This window comes from Rhodococcus sp. 1168 (assembly GCF_002091955.1).
GTDB lineage: Bacteria > Actinomycetota > Actinomycetes > Mycobacteriales > Mycobacteriaceae > Rhodococcoides.
The window spans coordinates 55,685-73,277 of sequence record NZ_MKKY01000055.1; the positions used below are offsets into that span (position 1 = coordinate 55,685).

Annotated in this window: 15 protein-coding genes and 2 pseudogenes; 10 read left to right on the plus strand and 7 right to left on the minus strand. The window is 59.9% G+C overall.

Annotated features, from left to right (window positions below; genetic code table 11):
- Positions 1-1,375: 1,375 nt before the first annotated feature.
- Both BJI47_RS10255 and BJI47_RS24535 read left to right on the plus strand, forming a co-directional pair.
- Entirely contained in the window at positions 1,376-1,762 is a 387-nt protein-coding gene (locus BJI47_RS10255; RefSeq protein WP_088943633.1) for a DUF732 domain-containing protein, read from the plus strand.
- A gap of 524 nt (positions 1,763-2,286) precedes the next feature.
- Positions 2,287-2,601 (plus strand): annotated as a pseudogene (locus BJI47_RS24535) (integrase core domain-containing protein).
- Between the two features lie 273 nt (positions 2,602-2,874).
- Here the strand turns inward: BJI47_RS24535 and BJI47_RS10265 are convergent.
- Positions 2,875-4,119 carry a hypothetical protein gene (locus tag BJI47_RS10265; protein ID WP_088943635.1) on the minus strand — a complete coding sequence of 415 codons (1,245 nt, stop codon included), beginning with the start codon at positions 4,117-4,119 and terminating at the stop codon, positions 2,875-2,877.
- 477 nt (positions 4,120-4,596) lie between these two features.
- Between BJI47_RS10265 and BJI47_RS24540 the strand changes: the two are divergent.
- Positions 4,597-5,739 (plus strand): annotated as a pseudogene (locus BJI47_RS24540) (RecB family exonuclease).
- Between the two features lie 104 nt (positions 5,740-5,843).
- Here BJI47_RS24540 and BJI47_RS24545 read toward each other — a convergent pair.
- On the minus strand, positions 5,844-7,211 hold the full coding sequence (locus BJI47_RS24545; protein ID WP_254900502.1) for a hypothetical protein: 1,368 nt from the start codon (positions 7,209-7,211) through the stop codon (positions 5,844-5,846).
- Between the two features lie 546 nt (positions 7,212-7,757).
- Between BJI47_RS24545 and BJI47_RS10285 the strand changes: the two genes are divergently transcribed.
- Positions 7,758-8,507 (plus strand): hypothetical protein, encoded by a 750-nt coding sequence (locus BJI47_RS10285; protein ID WP_088943638.1) that lies wholly within the window; start codon positions 7,758-7,760, stop codon positions 8,505-8,507.
- Positions 8,508-8,827: 320 nt separating this feature from the next.
- Positions 8,828-9,367, plus strand: coding sequence for a DUF6188 family protein (locus BJI47_RS24960; protein ID WP_088943639.1), 540 nt, complete (start codon positions 8,828-8,830; stop codon positions 9,365-9,367).
- On the opposite strand, the gene BJI47_RS10295 is transcribed toward BJI47_RS24960, so the two are convergent.
- Positions 9,360-10,013, minus strand: a complete 654-nt coding sequence (locus BJI47_RS10295; RefSeq protein ID WP_088943640.1) for a response regulator transcription factor — start codon at positions 10,011-10,013, stop codon at positions 9,360-9,362. The genes BJI47_RS24960 and BJI47_RS10295 overlap by 8 nt on opposite strands.
- A 38-nt stretch (positions 10,014-10,051) precedes the next feature.
- Positions 10,052-11,257: a sensor histidine kinase gene (locus BJI47_RS10300; RefSeq protein ID WP_368655883.1), complete on the minus strand. Its 1,206-nt coding sequence runs from the start codon at positions 11,255-11,257 to the stop codon at positions 10,052-10,054.
- 165 nt (positions 11,258-11,422) lie between these two features.
- Between BJI47_RS10300 and BJI47_RS10305 the strand changes: the two genes are divergently transcribed.
- The 3 genes from BJI47_RS10305 to BJI47_RS24555 all read left to right on the plus strand — a co-directional run bounded on the left by BJI47_RS10305 (position 11,423) and on the right by BJI47_RS24555 (position 12,693).
- Positions 11,423-12,046, plus strand: coding sequence for a DUF4352 domain-containing protein (locus BJI47_RS10305; protein WP_088943761.1), 624 nt, complete (start codon positions 11,423-11,425; stop codon positions 12,044-12,046).
- 78 nt (positions 12,047-12,124) lie between these two features.
- Complete coding sequence (locus BJI47_RS24550; RefSeq protein WP_254900503.1) at positions 12,125-12,340, plus strand: hypothetical protein; 216 nt, start codon at positions 12,125-12,127, stop codon at positions 12,338-12,340.
- A gap of 41 nt (positions 12,341-12,381) precedes the next feature.
- Positions 12,382-12,693: a hypothetical protein gene (locus tag BJI47_RS24555; RefSeq protein ID WP_254900504.1), complete on the plus strand. Its 312-nt coding sequence runs from the start codon at positions 12,382-12,384 to the stop codon at positions 12,691-12,693.
- A gap of 600 nt (positions 12,694-13,293) precedes the next feature.
- Here BJI47_RS24555 and BJI47_RS10315 read toward each other — a convergent pair.
- Positions 13,294-13,539 carry a hypothetical protein gene (locus tag BJI47_RS10315; protein ID WP_088943642.1) on the minus strand — a complete coding sequence of 82 codons (246 nt, stop codon included), beginning with the start codon at positions 13,537-13,539 and terminating at the stop codon, positions 13,294-13,296.
- Positions 13,540-14,114: 575 nt separating this feature from the next.
- On the opposite strand from BJI47_RS10315, the gene BJI47_RS10320 reads away from it, so the two are divergent.
- Together BJI47_RS10320 and BJI47_RS10325 are read left to right on the plus strand one after the other, a co-directional pair.
- Positions 14,115-14,750: a VTT domain-containing protein gene (locus tag BJI47_RS10320; RefSeq protein ID WP_176224792.1), complete on the plus strand. Its 636-nt coding sequence runs from the start codon at positions 14,115-14,117 to the stop codon at positions 14,748-14,750.
- Complete coding sequence (locus BJI47_RS10325) at positions 14,737-15,417, plus strand: hypothetical protein (RefSeq protein WP_125458700.1); 681 nt, start codon at positions 14,737-14,739, stop codon at positions 15,415-15,417. The genes BJI47_RS10320 and BJI47_RS10325 overlap by 14 nt, the downstream gene beginning before the upstream one ends.
- Before the next feature lie 9 nt (positions 15,418-15,426).
- Here the strand turns inward: BJI47_RS10325 and BJI47_RS10330 are convergent, their stop codons facing one another.
- Positions 15,427-16,038 (minus strand): vWA domain-containing protein, encoded by a 612-nt coding sequence (locus tag BJI47_RS10330; RefSeq protein WP_139804856.1) that lies wholly within the window; start codon positions 16,036-16,038, stop codon positions 15,427-15,429.
- Positions 16,039-16,047: 9 nt separating this feature from the next.
- On the minus strand, positions 16,048-17,586 hold the full coding sequence (locus BJI47_RS10335) for an Hsp70 family protein (protein WP_217808523.1): 1,539 nt from the start codon (positions 17,584-17,586) through the stop codon (positions 16,048-16,050).
- Positions 17,587-17,593: the final 7 nt, after the last annotated feature.

Here is a 17,593-nt window from a genome sequence, read left to right on the forward strand (position 1 = left end):
ACTCACCACACAACCGCGAAACTGTGACGGCGATCGTCGCAGGGGGGCTCGTTGATGGCACGTAGATTTGGGATCGACGGGACGATCGACTAGTAGCCGGACCACATGACGTTTTCACCGGCGCGCAAAGTGCAGTCATGGACGTTGACCCGTCGCGGCGATAGCTTCGCACCGGCCCCGAACAGCTAAACCGAAACCTTGACGTCGACCACATCGGCGCAGGAAAGATTAACAACCTCGACGCTTGTGATCAGCGGTACGCCGTTGTGAACGAGTACGAGATTGACTGCAGGGTCAGCATGAACCTCGATAACCCGTCAACCACCGTGTGAAACGGGTTGTGCTCCTGATCGAAACCCTGCATCTGTCCTCCGAACTCCGTCGTCCATCGCCCGGATAACCGGGCCAATTAGTGGCGGCAACGCCGTCAACTTTGAAAACGATAGGCAACCCCACCGAAAGGGTGGTTCCGAAACGGAATCGGACAAATAGGTACCGTTTTTACCAATGCTAAAGATATCGTGCGTGGTTCATTCGGATGAATGACGGGACGCCATTTGCAACGGGGTTTGTACGACGTGTGGGTTACTCGGCAGCTTTGTCGGTCGCGCGAGGCTCACATTTTGTTCACGGGGGAGGCGAAGTTGTCTGTGCTGGGCTTGTCTGACGAGACCTGGGATGCGCTTATGGACGGGCTGGTGCTCGGGCGATACTCCTTGCTATTGGGCGCTGGCGCCGGCCGAGGCGCCAAAAATGGTGATGGCGAGGAAGTCCCTGCTACGCAGGGTCTGATCGACGAACTCCAGCTCCGGTACGGACTACCGCCCGTCCCGCCTGGGACAGGGCTTAGGAGCGTGTACGACCTTGCGGAGTTGAGTGCTGTCCAAAATTGCATCGAGCATCAGTCAGCTTTCCTGGGGCGTAAATTCAGCAGATGCACGGTCCCACACTGGTATCAGAATCTCGTAACAATACCGTGGCGAATTATTTGGAATTTGAACATCGACGACGTTAAGCGTTCGCCATGAGTGACCCAGCCGGACGCACCTTGGACACCGTCGATGGGCGTCTCGTGCACAAGGCCAACGTCATACGCGGACCAGCTCGGGATCGCACTGTCGACGTATGACCCAGTGGGAGCGGTGGGGCTCTCGAAAAAGGTTGCGAGGACGTTCATTCAGAGGAATGACTGAGGCCTGAAGGTGTCGTGCAACTGAACCTGCCAGCGCTCATACTGTCATCCGACGCCTGCTTTCTTGGCTTTCCTTTTGTAGCACTGTTGCTAGTTCTGGCGATACTTCGGGTGACCACACTCCTGTAGTCGGACTCCGTTACGATCCGACTCAGAACGAATCGGACACGGTAGGAGCATTGTATGACCACGACCTTGCTGCGTACTGGCTTACTCGTAGCCGTAGGCGGATCGCTCCTGCTCATAGGGTGTGGCAGCGATGTTGAAGGTGCACCGAGAGCCAACGCGGCAGCGGTGGAGCAGATAGCGTCTGAGAATGCAGAGCAGGAGAAGCAAGGCAACCTCGACAGGCGTTACATCGAGGTCACCGATGATCACAAACTGTGGCCGTCGCTTTCTGACGACGTCATGATTGAGCGTGGTCGATTTGTGTGCGAGCGAATCAAGGTTGGCGACTACCGACCGAACATGTTAGAAGAGTTCGTTGATAAGTATGGATTCGCTGACGGCGTGATTTTCATGAGCGATTCAATGGACGTCTACTGCCCGGAAGAGTTGGGCGTCAAATAGATGTCGGTTGATCTTCCGCGGACTCGTTGTAGATCAGAGCCAAAGGGCGGTTTCAATAAATGCCTAAGTTTATGCCTTTCTCGCGCTCCATCTGGCGTGTCCCGGCAGACCGGACTCCGATCTCAGAGCTGCACTGCCTACCTACGCAGGCGAGAACCCCTTGCGCGGGTTTCGGCGCGCGTGGGCGTATCTGAGGCACGATCAAGGCGCACTGGTGAACAGAACAAGGTGCACCGCCTGTTGAAGGAAATGGGCCTGCAAGTCCGCATCTACCGTCCACGCAAACGTACCGGTGTCAGCTCTTGTCCGCAGATCGAAGCAGATGTACCGAATGTGTTGTGGGCTATGAACTTTCAGGTCGACTCCATCTTCGACGGCAAGGCTATCAAAATCTCGTCGATGATCGACGAGCACACTCGCTTGTCATTGCTGAAAATCGTGAAGTGTTCTATCACCGCTGAGCGGTTGGCCGACGAGCTGGACAAGACGTTCGCGTTATGTGGTGGTCCACTGTTGGCGCGTGGATGGACAACGGACCGGAGTCTATTTCCATTGCACTGCAACAGCTCTGCGCAAACCGCATTGGAATTTCGTACATTCCGCCGGGAAATCCGTGGAACAACGGGCACATCGAGTCGTTCAATAACCGACTTCGGAGGTAATACTTGAACCGAAACCACTGGATGAGCCTGCTCGAAGGGGAGGCGGTGATCGAAGACTTCAAGGACGACCACAACAACCGGCACCAGCATTCCTCGCTGGGGCACCTGACGCCGGCCTGGGGGTCCCTCCCGCTGCGGGGGCGTACGCTGCCCAGTGCACCCACCGGCACCAGCTGATGGACGCATGCGAGATCGACTGACCGCAATCGCACCGTGGCTCTAGAACGCGGTGGTCATACTATCGGGGACCTGCCAACCCGTTCGGTTCGAGTCAAACTCGAAAAGGTGACTTGCTAGTCATCGTGAAAATGAGCTTGCCTCTCGAATGCAGGGGCCGTTACGCGTCGAGGATCTCCAACGGAATGTCCGTCCGCTCACGACTTGCTGATCCGCCTATCATTTGGTCGGCGAGCGAGTTCGTTTACGGTTGCCGCGACATTACCTTGATCTTTAAGGCTCGACGAGTTGGTCATCCGCCGGATTCTGTCGCTGAGACTTGCGCGCCCGCCTTTCCGACCAAGACTCGGTACTCCGCTGTACCGCTTCCGCTGCTTTGCCGACTGTCTGCACGCCTGTATCGACTGCGCTGTCGCCGGCAGCTTTCAATGCACGCAGTGCATCGAGCACCCCCGGGTTCGTCGGCTCGTTCCAACGGGCGACCTGCAGTGCCCGGCTTGTCACGAACGAATCGATGTCTGCACGCAGCGGCGTGAGGTTCTTCTTGAGGCTCCGCGCTGACAGTTTTCGGTGAAATTCCGATACTCGCAACGTTCCGTACGTGCCTAGTGTGCTGCGCAAATTTGCCACTAGCACGACGTCTGCTGCTAGGTGCTCTCTCAGAGTGGCCTTTGCACTCTCCAAAACCTGCGGGATGTGGTCGTCCTCTCGAAGTTCGACTCGTTCAACCCTAATTCGCTGCCAGAGGAATAAAGACTCCTGGGCAATCAACAGAAGCTGAAGGGTCTCACCCAGGCGATCTTTCCGAACAGCCTTCTCAAGAAGGTCAGCACGATCATCCGCCGCTACGTCGACCCGCAAGTCAAGCAGCAGGCGTGTGCTGTAATTCCGCAGACGCTCGACTCCAATCTCGAGGTCGGGTCCGAGCGCGGCCACGCTGGACCAATCGGTCTCCGTCAACACAGCACCGCTATCCAGCTCACCGGTAAGGCGTTGCAGGACACGTCTGTGCCCAAACACATCACCAGTTCGCTCAGCATCGGCAAGCCTGAGAATGTCGGCGGTCGTATCTTCGATTCGATTGAGGCTCTCCTGCAGAGGCTCGATCATGGACTCGAGCGCAGAAATCACAGCAGCGGTTGCCAGTGCGATTTGTGGACCGCCAGCCAGGGACGCCGGTGAAATAGGGGTGTTGCTGGTGAACCGTCCGGTCTCCAGTGACCTCGTTACGCGTCGATAACTCACGCTCTCGCCTGGTGCAGGGGATGAGGAATCGCCTCGGATTAGGTACGACGCGGAATCAGGTGATCTCAAGACACCGGCGCACGCCGCACGAACTCTGCGTAACGCCGATGGCGGTAGAACTGCTTCGCGGTGCGCGAGCGAGGAGTTGCCTTGCCATTCTGCGACGAACTCTGCGACGGCTGACGTCGACCCTGCCACCACAGTGCCGAATTCGTCTTCTGACACGAACACTGTGTCATCCGGGTTTTGATTCGCCGGAATCAATTCACTCATACCCGATATTCTGCACGAACAGCGGCGAGCTTGTCGGCCGCCCTGCTTATATTGGGCAAGCGTTAGACCTTCCGTGTCACCGGTGGTGGTCCGATCATAAACCGCCGAGAGGGTAGCGGTGACAACAGTTCTCGTTCTTCGTCGAGTTTGTCGTCGGGGACCGCGCAGATCTCGGTATGGGTACGCGTTGACCTCCGCGCACCACGCTTACGCCGCGGTGTTGGCGGCGTGGACATGGACGGTCGTGCCTGCAACCACCGCGGTGAACAGTGGCGCCGCCAGGTCGCGTTGGGCGCAACCGGGTTCGACGACGCAGGAACACCCTTGTCGTTGCGACGCCTGACTCGGTCGAGCGTCGAGATCGTCTCCGGTGTCGATTGGGGTCGGTTTGCCGCGATCGAGCCGGAGCGCCGCATCGTGTGCTTCCCACGCGGGAGTATGCGCGGGGGAGCGGAGAAGGTGCCATCGCGCTGGCTCATGCCGACACTCGCTGCCTTGTCCGGAAGCAAGATCGGCGTCGTCGACTGGCGGAAGCAGACTGCAGACGTCGAGGCCATCGTCACCGTCGAATCGTTCGACGTCTCGACGCAAACGGTCGACCATCGCATCGGGGTCAGTGCGGCATCGGAAACTGAATGGCGACTTCGGGCATTGGCCGAGGTTTCGGCACGTGATCGGCGGGGCGCACTCGAAGACCCAATTGTCGCTACAGGAATGGGACTTCGCAGCGACAGGCTGCACGGCCGGTGCACGCGTTTCAACGGCAATGTCTCCCATACCGAGAACGCCGTGACGTTCTTCGACGCACCGGTCTCGACGAGCCGGTTCGACGACTGGGTGGCCAGTCCTTACCGTTTCTTCGTCAAGGCGGTTCTCGGTGTCGATAAGCTCGAAGATCCCGACGATGCTGCGCAGCTCGATACGCTGACCCGTGGCAATCTGATTCACCTTTCACTCGAACGCTATGTGCAGGGAACGATCGACGGCGTCGACGCCACACTCGACCGTCTCATCGAATTATCCGAAGAGGTGCTTGCTGGCGCCCGCGTCGATGTGCCGGGTTGGCTGCCACAACGCGAACTCGCCGAGTGGTTCGAACTCGACCGGGCCGATCGTGCCGACGGGTGAACACCGGCGCACGTCGAGCGGGATTTCGGTGTCAAGCCTGGCGTGGTTTTGCTCGATGTGATGGGCGAGCAAATTGCGTTCGCAGGCAAGATCGATCGGATCGATCGGCACACCGATGGACGAATTCGGGTTACCGACTACAAGTCCGGCCAGGCGACGTCGTACAAGAAGCTCTCCGAATCCGAACCGACCGACGGCGGAACCAAGTTCCAGCTCCCCGTGTACGGGCTGCTGGCACTGACAACGGGAAACAACGTCACGACGCGGTATTGGTACGTCAACCACAAGGCGAACTACGAGGTAGTCGGATATCAACTGACCGATGCTGCGATCGACGTCTTGAAGGCCGATAGCAACAAATTGCCAGACCGTATACGCTCTTCCTCAATCCTTCGCTGGCGGGCCAGACTTGGATTTCGCTGCCGAGAGGTCTACCAGGGAGCGAAGTGCTGCGACAGAAAGGCGAACGATTGCCTTCGAAATACGCGATAACGCTTGACGCCAACGAGTTGCGTGCAGTCTTGGTCTGCCACCCGGTCATATTCGCTAGCAGGTCACCTCGAATGGACCCAGCAGCGATGAGGCTCGGAGGTGGGTCACGAGAATCGGGGCAGCTCGTCGGCAAGTCGGTACGAGCAGCCGATCTCATCGGTTGTATTGATGCCAGAATTGATGCGGAACCACGCGATGCATGTTCGTGCGATCAGTCGAATGTCCTTGGTGAACAGGTATCCATCTGTGCAGTCGTCGAAGTGGCCGTCGTGCTGCCACTCGTCGAGCCGCAGGCCCGCGGACGAATAGTCCGCAAGAAGCAGATGACCGAGTTCCGTCCGTGAGCGTCTGAGCATCATCACACCGTCGCTCAGGACGACAACCTGTGCGCACACTACTTTGGCGTCGTCTCTTTCGGCGATGTAGTGACTGGGACCGAGCTCGATGATGAATCCGACCGGCTTGGCGTACATGGATTCGATCAGCCAGGCGCTCAGCGAGTCCCACGGATCGACTGCCATACGCTGGCCATCGACGATGAAGGCATCGACAAGTGAGCCAGGTTCGACCAGCGCTTCCCAAACATCCTTCGCCCATCCGTCGTCGCCGCTGTTCTCGACACCACTCTGATCGGCCCAGATGCAGCCGAAGGTGAAGTCACTCGTTGTAACGATGCCGTCGGCATCCGAACTCTCCACGCTCCAACCCTCCAAGCGGACGCGGAGGTTGTTGACGACTACGAATCTGTTGCCTTCGTCGTCGATGTTGTAATGCCACTCCGGGATCTGTTGCGCAGTAACAGGACTGCGTTTCACCTCGTGAGTGGATACTTCGGCGCGGTAGATATCGGACCGGACCGATCGAATCCGAGTGATCGACCGAGACTTGCCGATCGCGTACGCGGGCTTCGCCGTCGACATAGCGGCACTGGCGGCATCGAAGCGCTGCTCGACGATCATCTGCGGCCGGCCGCTGGACGACCGACTCGATCTCGCATCGCGATGATTGTGGTTGACGAGTGTCAGGTCGCTGTCTCGGAGTCGGGGAGGGATCTCGCCCTCGGGTTCGACCTCCACTATCACGGTGGCGTGCATACGTGGATCGGTCCGCCGGCTCCACTCGGGCAGGTCACCGAGGCCGTCGGGCTCGTGATCGAAGAACTGTTCGTCGAACCACACATCCGCCCGGCAGATTTCGATTCCGATGGTCGGGCACACCTTGGCGACAAGCCTCTCGACACGAAGGGCGAGACGCCCAGCGTCCCACCACTCGCAGTGGTCGGATCGGAAGACGATCCGTGAATTCCCAAGCACCGACTCATCAAGGTGCGCGTCATGTGTGTGGACGCTGTGAAGCAATGCGAGCTGAGGTTCGGCCGATAGGTCCGACAATGGATGGTCGACCTCGATCGCGATCATGAACTCGGCTCGAACGGTGGACATGCCGTTGGGCCCGAAGGATGTTTGTTCCATAGTTTCTCCTCTGAGTGGAGCGAAGGGGGCTGCCGAGAAAGTCGGCAAGAATGGCATCAAGTGGTGTGGACTACCTGCAACCTCATGTGTACACGGGGGTACCGACAGGTCTGTCGTCAATGCTCGCAACGCGCATACGGTCCACGTGTTCGACGATCCCGCCATGACTGTTTGTCGCTGTGCGGCGTACACCCCAGTTCGGAGATCAGCGCTGAGTGCAGTCGAACGACTCTTCTTTTCGGTCGACATCCCGTTAATTGCAAAGGCGACCTCCCTAAGTGCGGGGGCACGACGTTGTTCGTCGTCGGCGAGGAGCTCCGCTTACCTGGGGTCGACGGGATACCGAGATTGTTCGCTTGCGTGGGCAGAGAGGGGTCGTGGTTGAACCCGCGCAGATATTCCCCATTCGATCTGGCCGGTCAAAGGTGGGCCAGCAGTCGGAAGGTCTCGGTTCATGGAACCCCTCCGACGGGTGGGTCGGTCATGTCGCGATACTAAGTTGGTACTTGCTCTGCTAGGTTTCGCCGCTTGGGGAAGGAGTCACTCGTGGAGGACATCTCCTTCGTGCTGTCAGGCATCGAGCGTGCCATCAGCAATCAAGTCGATGGCGGTCCCGCCCTCGCTGACCTCGACTCAGATTGGTTTGGCGAACAAGTCGTGGCGTCGAGGTCTGACCCCGCCGAGATGGCGAAGTGGGCTTCGTCCACAGTCATCGATGACAACGTGAAAGCGCCAGTGTTCGACGAGCGGGTCTTCTCGTGGTTGCATCGTGGCGTGTCTGATGGACTCGCATTTCCCATCGGGCATGCAGGTCTGATGCACGTTTACGGTTATTTGCTGTCGTCGGTCGAAACTCCGTACGGACTGAAGCGGAAAAGGTGGTTGACTGCCGATCTGGCGAATGCGTTCGGGCTCGAGTCGTCGTTCTTCTTTCCGCCTGCATCCTCGTTGCCGCTGATGGAACGTGTTGCGTCAGTGGTGTTACCGATTTTGACCGAACCGACTGCAGACAGTCGGACTGTTCTTGCCTTCGACGACTTCATTGATCTTCGGCGGCGTATGCGCACCGTGTACGTATGCGACCCCGTGACCAATTCGACTGCGCTACTGTACGGCTCGGTGGCCGGTGACGACGTCCGGATTGTGACCGCGTTTCCAAGTGGACCGTTGACGGCGCAGTCGGCGCGGGATCGTCTTTTGGAACCGGCGCGGTATCGGTACAACTACTCTCCGGCCGACGCAGAGCCTGGTAGCCACTTCGAAGGAACGATCGAAGTGTTGACATCCGTGTTCTGAGAATTGTGGTCTCACAAGCTGGCCGCCGCACGGTTTTCGGCACATCGGGTGTATTCCGTCTGCGGCAACGTCCATAGCCCATTAAAGATGGAGAACAATAGTGCTGCTGTAGATCCCTCACACAAAGTTGTACTGATCAAGCTGACACGCCCCTACCCGACTACCGCAGAGTCCTCGCCGGGGTTCGCGGCGGAACTGTATGAGGCGACTCGTCGATGGTGGAAGGTCGCAGCGAGCCGGACGACACCCGGACCGGGCGCACCGGACTACGTTTTTGCCGTGCATCGGGGCACCGTGAAGGCTGTCTACGCGATCGATGCATGGACGCGATCGCCGGACGGACGGAAAGCCGGACCCTCAGTCTTCTACTCACATTCCGATCGAGCCCGACGGTTCGTTCGCAGTTCCGAAGGGTTGGTAGCGTGCAAATTCCTCTGGTCGCCCAGACTGTTGTCACGGTCGACTTCGGCTTTTCGTTCCTGTTGGTTACCTCGGGCGGATTCGAGATTCGGATCGAATCGACGTTCCGAGTGGATGATTCGCAGGCCGGCCGGTTCGAAGGAGTCCCTGACGAAGAGTTGTCGTCCAACCCTGCGTTCAGAGACCTGATTGGCAAAGCCATCGAAGACGCGCACGCAGCGGTCGACGGTACGCTGACTCTTCTACTGAGTGGGCACACGACCCTGACGGTGCCCGCTGACCCTGACTTCGAAGCGTGGACCGTGGCTGGTCCCGGGGGGAATGAAGGTCGTCAGCGAAGCAGGCGGGGGACTGGCAACGTGGAACATCGGTCCGTCGGAAACATAGGTGTTGCGAGGCCCCCCGTGTGCGACGTTTCCGGGTCGCCTTCGCTCACGTGACCATTCCTGCCCGAAAGGCAGCCAGTGCAGCCTCGACCCGATTGCGCACACCGAGTTTCACGAATATCCCGGAAATATGGGTCTTCACCGTCGTCTCGCTGAGGTAGAGCTCGGAGGAGATGTCCGCATTGGTCGAACCAGTAGCCAAGATGCGCAGTACATCTCGCTCCCGCGGGCTCAGCACGTCCATCGACATCGAATTCGGGGCCGTCGGCAACACCGATGTTGCGACGATTTTCCGCAGCGAATCTTCACTGAACAACGTGTTGCCGGATGCCACTGCTCGAACCGACTGATGAAACGTTTCGGGTGCCTCGCTTTTGCTCAGAAAGCTGTGCGCCCCGGCCTCGATGGCGCGTATCACCAGATCGTCCACATCCATCGCCGTCATTGCAATGACTTTCGGGGGATGGGTCAGCGTCATCAATTCGCGGGTGGAGTCCAGCCCGCCGACCCGTCGCATCTGAAGATCCATCAGCACCACGTGCGGCCGGAACGCCGTCACTGCAGCGGGAACCTGGTCGCCGTCCTCCACGTCGGCCACCACCGAAATGTCCGGGGTCTTCGCGAAGATGTCCGTCACTCCACGACGAACGAAGGGGTCGTCGTCGACGATCAGAACTGTAATCACGGCTGGCGCTGTCATGGTGCCCTGAGCTTAGAACGCGTCTCCGACACCGTCCGTCAGGAGTACCACGGCAGCCAGCACGAGACCACAAATTCACCCGGCTGCACGCCGGCACTGAACGTCCCGCCCACCCCGCGGACCTGTTCGGCCAATCCCGCCAACCCCGTACCCGAACCATGCTCAAACGGCGGTTGCCGCAACAGCTGATTGCGCACATCGACGCGAACACCCGTCTGATCGGACCCGTGCACCGCCACCCGAACGGTCGATCCGGCGGCATGCTTGTGCGCATTGGTAAGCGATTCCTGCACCACCCGGTACGTCACATGACTGCTCGCAGAACCGATCTCACCGGGTGTCACGTCGAGCATCAGCGACGTGTGCAAACCCGCGCCCCGCGCCGAGTGCACCAGATCGGAGATGCCCTCGACGCTCTGCCGGCCACCGCCTGAGGCATCGGCCGATCCGCGCAGCACACCGATGATGCGCTTGAGCTCATCTAGCGCATCGTGCGCAGTCTGCCGAATCATCGACGCTGTCTGGGCTACCTTCTCGGGCCCATCGGCACTGTTGACTTGCATTCCGCCTGCAAACAACGAGATGCGGCTGAGGCTGGCGGCGAGGGTGTCGTGCATGTCGCGGGCGATGCGGGCGCGTTCCGCATTGAGCAGCATCTCCTCACGAAGTGCGTTGGACTCCACCGTCACCTTGTCCCGCGTGACCACGGCCGCCGTCAGGTCGGATCGTGTGCGGCGCAGCATTGCTCCACCCACGACCAACCCGACGAGTACAGCTGCGACCACCCACGGAATCCACGCCGCGACGTCCCACTCGACCGGCGTCGACCCATCTTTGGTCTTGGTCGAGCCGAGGGTCAGCACGGAGTAGTACCGACTGCGATGCGCGTCGTACGTCAACGACACCCCGCACGCGACGAACACCGCGACGGCAGCAATCACCAGCGGCCTGGTTCGCGCGAACGCACCGACAGCAAACAGGGCGATCAACGCTGCCGTCGCATCGGTGGCGAAGAACAGCGGCCCGGCCAGCGCCAGTCCCAGAACGATCCATGGCCGCTCGTGTCGCCAGATCAACGCGATGCCCGCGACGAGGTTGAGCGCGACGCCGATGCCTAGATTCCACCCCGGCGTGCCGGACGATCCCGCCAACCCGGCGGTCATGATCGAGCAGAACAGGCTGAAGGCCACCGCTACTGTGGTCCAGGCTTTTCGGCGCAGGGTGCCTGTCCGGTGGGTGATCACGAACGCAAGCGTACGGCCGAGCACCGACACGGCGGATCGTCCGATCGGCCCACATCACCAACCGGATGCGACCGAAAGGAGGAGGGGCACCGACCGGTCAGCCGAGGCGCGGACAGGGCCGACTGCGGTGTGGTTGATGCATCGCCAACCGAGAGGAATTTCGACATGACCACCAACAGCCCGAACCCCCAGCAGCAGTACACCCCGCCCGCTCCGGAGCAGAAGAAGAGCTGGTTTGCGCGACACAAGATCCTGACCGTCATCTTGGCGATCGTCGTGCTGGGTGTCCTCATCCGGCTCATCGGCGGCGGTTCCTCGGAGACCCCGACGGCTCCTGCGCCGGCCGGATCCTCGGCGTCGGAGGAAGCGGCTCCTGCGGCCCCGGCCGAGCCGAGTGCGCCGGGGATTGGCGTCCCGGTGCGCGACGGCAAGTTCGAGTTCGTCGTCACGGCCGTCGCGCCACCCGTCTCGACGGTCGGCTCGGAGTATCTGACGCAGACCGCTCAGGGCGAGTTCGTTCAGGTCAAGATCTCCGCGCGCAACATCGGCGACCGAGCACAGAGCTTGGACGCGTCGTCGCAGAAGTTGCTCGACGCCGACGGCAAGCAGTACTCGGTCGACAGCCTCGCGACTGCCTACCTCGACGAGGGCATCGGCTACGAACAGATCAACCCGGGCAACGCGCTGGACACAACGGTCGTGTTCGACGTTCCCGTCGGGACCGTGCCTGCTGAGATCGAGCTGCATGATTCCGCCTTCTCGGGCGGTACGACGGTTGGGCTGCGGTAGCGGTCGTCAACCGCTCTTCCGTTATCTCTCAATCCATTCATTCGACGCAGTTTCGGCTGCGTCCTACGGAAGGAAATCATGACCAACCCGACACTCTCTCTCGTTGCAGCTTTGCTCGACCGGTCCGGTTCGATGCATTCCATCGCCGACGACACCCGCGGCGGATTCGACTCGTTCATCAGCAAGGAGCGTGAGGCCGAGGGCCGGACGATGTGCTCGATCCGCGGGGCAGCACCGCGTTGTACGACGCGATCGGCCGGCTTGGGAGCGAGGTCGGTGCCGGGCTGGCCGTGATACCGGAGGACGAGCGTCCCGGCTCGGTGACCGTTCTCGTGATGACCGACGGTCACGAGAACGCAAGCCGGGAGTGGACGAATGCTGCTGTGCGGGAATTGATCGAGCGGCAGGAAGCCGAGTACAGCTGGGACTTCGTGTTCTTGGGATCGAACATCGACGCCGTCAAGGTGGGTGCCGATCTGGGCTTTCAGCGCGACAAGTCGATGACGTATGTTTCTACGTCGGTCGGCGTGACGGCAGCCTTCGATTCGGTGGCGGACTACCAGCATCGAAAGCGATCGGCCGGTGTCGATGCGTGCTCGGTATCGGCTTTCTCCCCAGCGGACCGCAGACGAGCGCGAGGGGAGTAAGAGAGATGGACGATGTCAGCCGACGGTGATGCGAAGCCCGACGCTCGCCCCGTATGGGGCTGAAGAGAGCCCGTGCACGGCGACGGTGGGCGGCAATCTCACGACGAGATTGGGCAAAGCAGGAGCCGCGGCTGCGTGAAGTAATTGCCCGCGTGGTCCCCGCTGAAAGATCAGAGCGTGGACAGGCGTCGGCTCCCCGGCCCAGTAGCGCTGCGATAACAGCGCTACTGGCCAGCAAGTCGCGGTCGTCGTAGAGTTCGAACAGTGCTGAGAGAAAACGTTTCGCTCAGGGCCTCAATCCGGTGCCGTCAACCCCATGCACTGTCGAGCTCGAAAACTTCATCGACACAGCCCGGCCTGTCATCGCATCGACCAGAGTTCGGGGTGCCACCTAGGTCGCACCGTGGAGACTGACGAACGGGAACTTGGTGGTGGGGCTATGTGGCACAGAAAGATTCGTACTATCGCCGGTCAGACCTGCCTCGAATTTCTGCAAATTGCCCCACAAGTGCAGGATGGTCCACTGCCAGCTCCGCTTTGAACCGAAGGCGCGAGGACGCTACAGGAAACCGGAGAAAGATCGAGATTGGTGGGCGCGGGTTACTGAATCTGTTGAGTCACCAACCGGATCGGGCCAAAATTGGACAGGTTTCCATAGATTACGGCACCGGAGGTTAGATCGTTCAGCTTCCATACACCACTGTAAAATTCACTGACATTGAGCGGGTGCGGTTCGGCATCCTTGTACTCAGTGCCGGGCAGTTCGACACGGTAGGTTCGACCAGCGTGGTCGAATTCGACTTGAATCTGCAATTTTGGGGCGCGTGGTTTACTGCCAAAAGCCATGGTGATCGATCCCTTTCCGGTGGGTGCAATGGAATGGTTACACCGAGAATTCGCGATGTCTAGTCGTATGTTTGGCTTAACATGGACCGGTCTTAGTCAGAGAGTTTCTCTCGAAACCTCGAAGTCGCCGCCGATCATCTCCGCGACCAGGGATCCGACCTTGCATCCCGGTTCGATCCCTTGTCGGTCGGCACCGACAGACGCTCCTGCGCCAGTCCGACCGGGCCGATCGGTGCGCCAAAGCCATCACCGGAATCAACCCGGCGGACGACACGAGGTTGGGGCCGTCCAACCTTGTCGCAGCAAGGGGGCGGGTGAGAGATAGTTGCATCTGCGATATGCCCTTCGTGTGCGGTCAGATTTTGTTCTGTTAGAAGTCTTATTCTTCAGCACGACAGGGAATTTCGTTTTCACTGCACGCGTTCAGCCGTCGCCGAATTGCTGCATTCAGGCTAAGCGATTCTCAGGGCTCGACAACCGCGCGCCGTATGATTGTCATTCGACTGAATGATTCCTCGCCTGGACTCCGCTCGGTAGGGTCGCCTAGACATGGACAAGGGGATAGCGCAGTGACAATGGACAGGCTTGACCTCGGAATAGACTCTCGTCTTGTCGTCCTTGTCGTCCTTGTCGCTGGCTTAGCGGCGTTTCTAGCATGCATCGCGCCATTCGGATTCTTCGTTCCTAGTCAATCAGCCGCGATTGCAGGTGGATTTGCTGCCGGCTCTGGGAGCGTGAATCCAATTGTTCAGGCGTCGGCAGTCACGACCGGCGCCTTCCTGGGCGGGCTTGTGGGATATGGACTTGGTTACTGGATCGGCGATCGCAGTTTCAACGGCCGAAAGATGAAGTACCGCAGTTGGATGAGATACGGACAGGACCTCATCGCCAGGCGCGCGGTGGCCGTCGTATTGGTCGGCCGCTGGAGCGCAGCAACTCGATCGACGGTTCCAAACATCGCGGGCGCCGCCCGGTATCCGCTGTCTCAGTTCGCAGTTTGGAACCTCGTCACTTGTGCAGCATGGGGGGCAGTGACAACGGCGGCTGGATATCTGGCCCAAGAAGCGATTAACGGCGGAACATTCGCCTTGACCGTAGCCTCGGCAGCGGTGCTCCTGTCCGTGTGTACATACGTTGCCCTCGGCTACCGAAATTGGCGTAACAGCAACGCACCCCGGACGATAGATGTGAGCGGCCATGAAGTGGAATAGGCGCGCATTCGGATCGGCGGGAGTGACAGAGTTTCCGCCCGGGCCAAATCTTGCGCGGCTCGACAACCGGAAGATTTACGTAACCACGCCGGGCTTTGACAACATCGGCGAAATTCTCATCTCGATGAACGTCAAGTTCGAGGCGTTCGACGGCAGCTACGATTGCGCGCTGCTGTTCATCAACTGTGGCACCCCGGATCAGATCGTTCCTGCCGCCCTAGCCGACTTTGTGTCCAACGGCGGTTGCGTATACGCGTCCGATCATGTCGACGCGACTATCGCCTCGGCCTTTCCACAGCTACTTTCGTTCGGCGGTCATCAAGGAAATTCGGGCCCGGTCAAGACGTCGGTCGTCGACCCCGAACTCAGAGAACTGATAGGGAGAGAGCTCACCATCGATTTCGACATGGGCTCGTGGGCAACGATTTTGCCTGGAAAGGGCGAAGTTATTCTCGAATCACGCGCCTCAGGAGTCGATCGCCCGTTGATGGTCTACGCCGAGTATGGAAAGGGTGCGGTGTTCTTCACCAGCTTCCACAACAAGGCACAGACCTCGGCAGAAGAGAAGCGCCTGCTTCAGCTACTCGTACTGAAGCAACTCAGCGTGTCGGCGCACTCCACGTTGAAGCAGACTGGAGATTCGCTAGGGATCAGCGTGCGCCTGTAACGACCGGCGTCAGGCCTTCCGCACCAACCCGCGCGCCATCGATGCGATCGAATCCGCGATGGTCTCCGACCCGGCCGACCGTGGAGAACCGGCCTTCTCCGTGGAGATGACGTCCAGTTGAGCGGCGCTTGCGTCGCCCAGCCCGCAGGTGATGATACGAATGTTGTCGGCGATCAATGGTTTTGACGCCGCGATCGCGGCCTGCTTGTTCCCAAGATCACCATCACCGAAAACCGCAAGTACCCGATCGGCTGCTGGCATCGCCATGAGGACGGCATGAGCGCCACGAAGCGTAGGCACGAAATCGTTCCCACCCCCCGCTCGCGCCGCCTCGAGCAGTGCAATCGCATTCCGCGGTGATCGCTCCGGTCTAGAGATCGCATCGATGCCCTGGTGCCACAGGATCACGCCGACCGAATACCCCTCTGCGACCGCCTCGTTCGCGAACTGTCGACATCCCTTGCGCGCCTGCTCCAGTCGGCTGCCAGACATCGAACCGCTTACGTCGAGGGCTAGAATGACTACTCCCGACAGGCTCGCCTGAAGCCTTCCGAGGTTCGGCCCGGGTGGACACTCCGTGACGGGTTCGGCGTGAAACCGCTTCTTCGTCCATCCAGCCACACGAAACTCCTAGTCCGCCAGTATGAATCCGGCAATTGCCTGAGCTTGCTTTGCTACTTCGTTGTCATCGAGCACGCCCTCGATGAATGCCTCCATCGGGAGGAGTTTGTTTTTGTAGCTGCGCGCCTCGGCTGTGATGCGGCCGTCGATCCCGATGGAAACCAATAGGCGGATCTCAGTGCCGCCGTTGGCGCGAGGGATGTCGGATACCTCGCAGTCGAATACCAACCTGTTGTCCTCCGGCCGCTCGGACACCAGGGCACCGCCTTGCTCGTAAAGCTGAATCCGCGCCTTGTCCTGATTGTCCAAGATCGTTGCAACCGAGACTTGGTGCGCAACAATCGGGAGCTGGGTGTTCGCGGTGAGAGCATTTCGCACGTAGGGGTCAGGGCGCCAAGGCTCCGCGCTGGAATGCACGTACACTCCGAGCGCCCTCGGCAAAACGGGTGTGATCCGAGGCGCCGCCGCCGCAGTGGTCCCCCTCAAAATCGGCGGGACAGTAAGTTGCTCCGCCAGGACAGCAGCACCTCGTGCGACGGCCTCATCGGGGTCATCTATCTCGACCGGCACCTTCAATAAATCGCTCAGGAAGACCCGGATCATCGGCATGCGGGTCGAACCGCCTACCAGCAGGACCCGGCTGATAGGTGGCGCGCCGAGGGCAGTCGCAGCACCGCAGACACGTTCGACGCTTTGCCTGCATTGCAGAACCAGGTCGCGAGTGGCGGTCTCGAAGTCCGTGCGCAGGACCGACAGGGCAAACTTGTGTTTGCCATGCCGGATCGTCTTCGGCGCTGAGGCTGACTGACTAAGTTGACGTTTCACCTGCTCCGACGCCGAGTTCAGAGCAGCGACGAACTCGTCGTCGTCGCGGATATCGTCATTGCCGGTTTGCGCTTCGACCTGCTCCCACAATAGATCAGCTAAGCGCAAATCCCAGTCCAAGCCGCCCAATCGTGTCTCGCCGTCGACCGCCCAAATCCGCGGGCTCCCACGGTCGAATCCGATTATCGCGACATCGAAAGTCCCACCGCCGAGGTCGAAGACCAGTGACGTACTAGCCGATTCCGTATGCGCCCCATACGCGTACGCGGCAGCGACGGGTTCGGCCAAAAGCTCCAGACAGTGCAGGCCCGCAATCTTCGCAGCTGCGTGTGTGGCTTCCTTCTCGGCGACGCCGAAATAGGCGGGAACAGTAATCACGGCTTTGAGCTCCTCGGCGCGGCACCCCAACGCGTCTGCGGCATCCTTTGCCAATCGCTTGAGGATCAGCGCTGAAATACCCTCGGGCGTCAGAGTGCGGCCGCCGTACTCGAGTTGAAATTCCTTCCCCATCTGCCGCTTTATGCCGAGCACAACATTGTCTGGATCGCTTGCCACATACGACTTGGCTTCCGTCCCGACCAACACTGAACCGTCGGGGTCGAAATACACGACCGATGGTGTGAGGTCGCCACCGTCGGCCGCCGCAATGAGGCGTTCGGCACCCTGAGCGCGGCTGAACACACAGGAATAGGTGGTCCCCAGGTCTATACCGATGGACTGCACGAGATTC

What these genes read in the sequence shown, in the direction of transcription:
- BJI47_RS10255 (WP_088943633.1), top strand. Translation starts at nt 1,376, where the DNA reads ATGACCACGACCTTGCTGCGTACTGGCTTACTCGTAGCCGTAGGCGGA.
- BJI47_RS10265 (WP_088943635.1), bottom strand. Translation starts at nt 4,119, where the DNA reads ATGAGTGAATTGATTCCGGCGAATCAAAACCCGGATGACACAGTGTTC.
- BJI47_RS24545 (WP_254900502.1), bottom strand. Translation starts at nt 7,211, where the DNA reads ATGGAACAAACATCCTTCGGGCCCAACGGCATGTCCACCGTTCGAGCC.
- BJI47_RS24960 (WP_088943639.1), top strand. Translation starts at nt 8,828, where the DNA reads ATGGACGCGATCGCCGGACGGACGGAAAGCCGGACCCTCAGTCTTCTA.
- BJI47_RS10295 (WP_088943640.1), bottom strand. Translation starts at nt 10,013, where the DNA reads ATGACAGCGCCAGCCGTGATTACAGTTCTGATCGTCGACGACGACCCC.
- BJI47_RS10305 (WP_088943761.1), top strand. Translation starts at nt 11,423, where the DNA reads ATGACCACCAACAGCCCGAACCCCCAGCAGCAGTACACCCCGCCCGCT.
- BJI47_RS24550 (WP_254900503.1), top strand. Translation starts at nt 12,125, where the DNA reads ATGACCAACCCGACACTCTCTCTCGTTGCAGCTTTGCTCGACCGGTCC.
- BJI47_RS24555 (WP_254900504.1), top strand. Translation starts at nt 12,382, where the DNA reads ATGACCGACGGTCACGAGAACGCAAGCCGGGAGTGGACGAATGCTGCT.
- BJI47_RS10315 (WP_088943642.1), bottom strand. Translation starts at nt 13,539, where the DNA reads ATGGCTTTTGGCAGTAAACCACGCGCCCCAAAATTGCAGATTCAAGTC.
- BJI47_RS10320 (WP_176224792.1), top strand. Translation starts at nt 14,115, where the DNA reads ATGGACAGGCTTGACCTCGGAATAGACTCTCGTCTTGTCGTCCTTGTC.
- BJI47_RS10325 (WP_125458700.1), top strand. Translation starts at nt 14,737, where the DNA reads ATGAAGTGGAATAGGCGCGCATTCGGATCGGCGGGAGTGACAGAGTTT.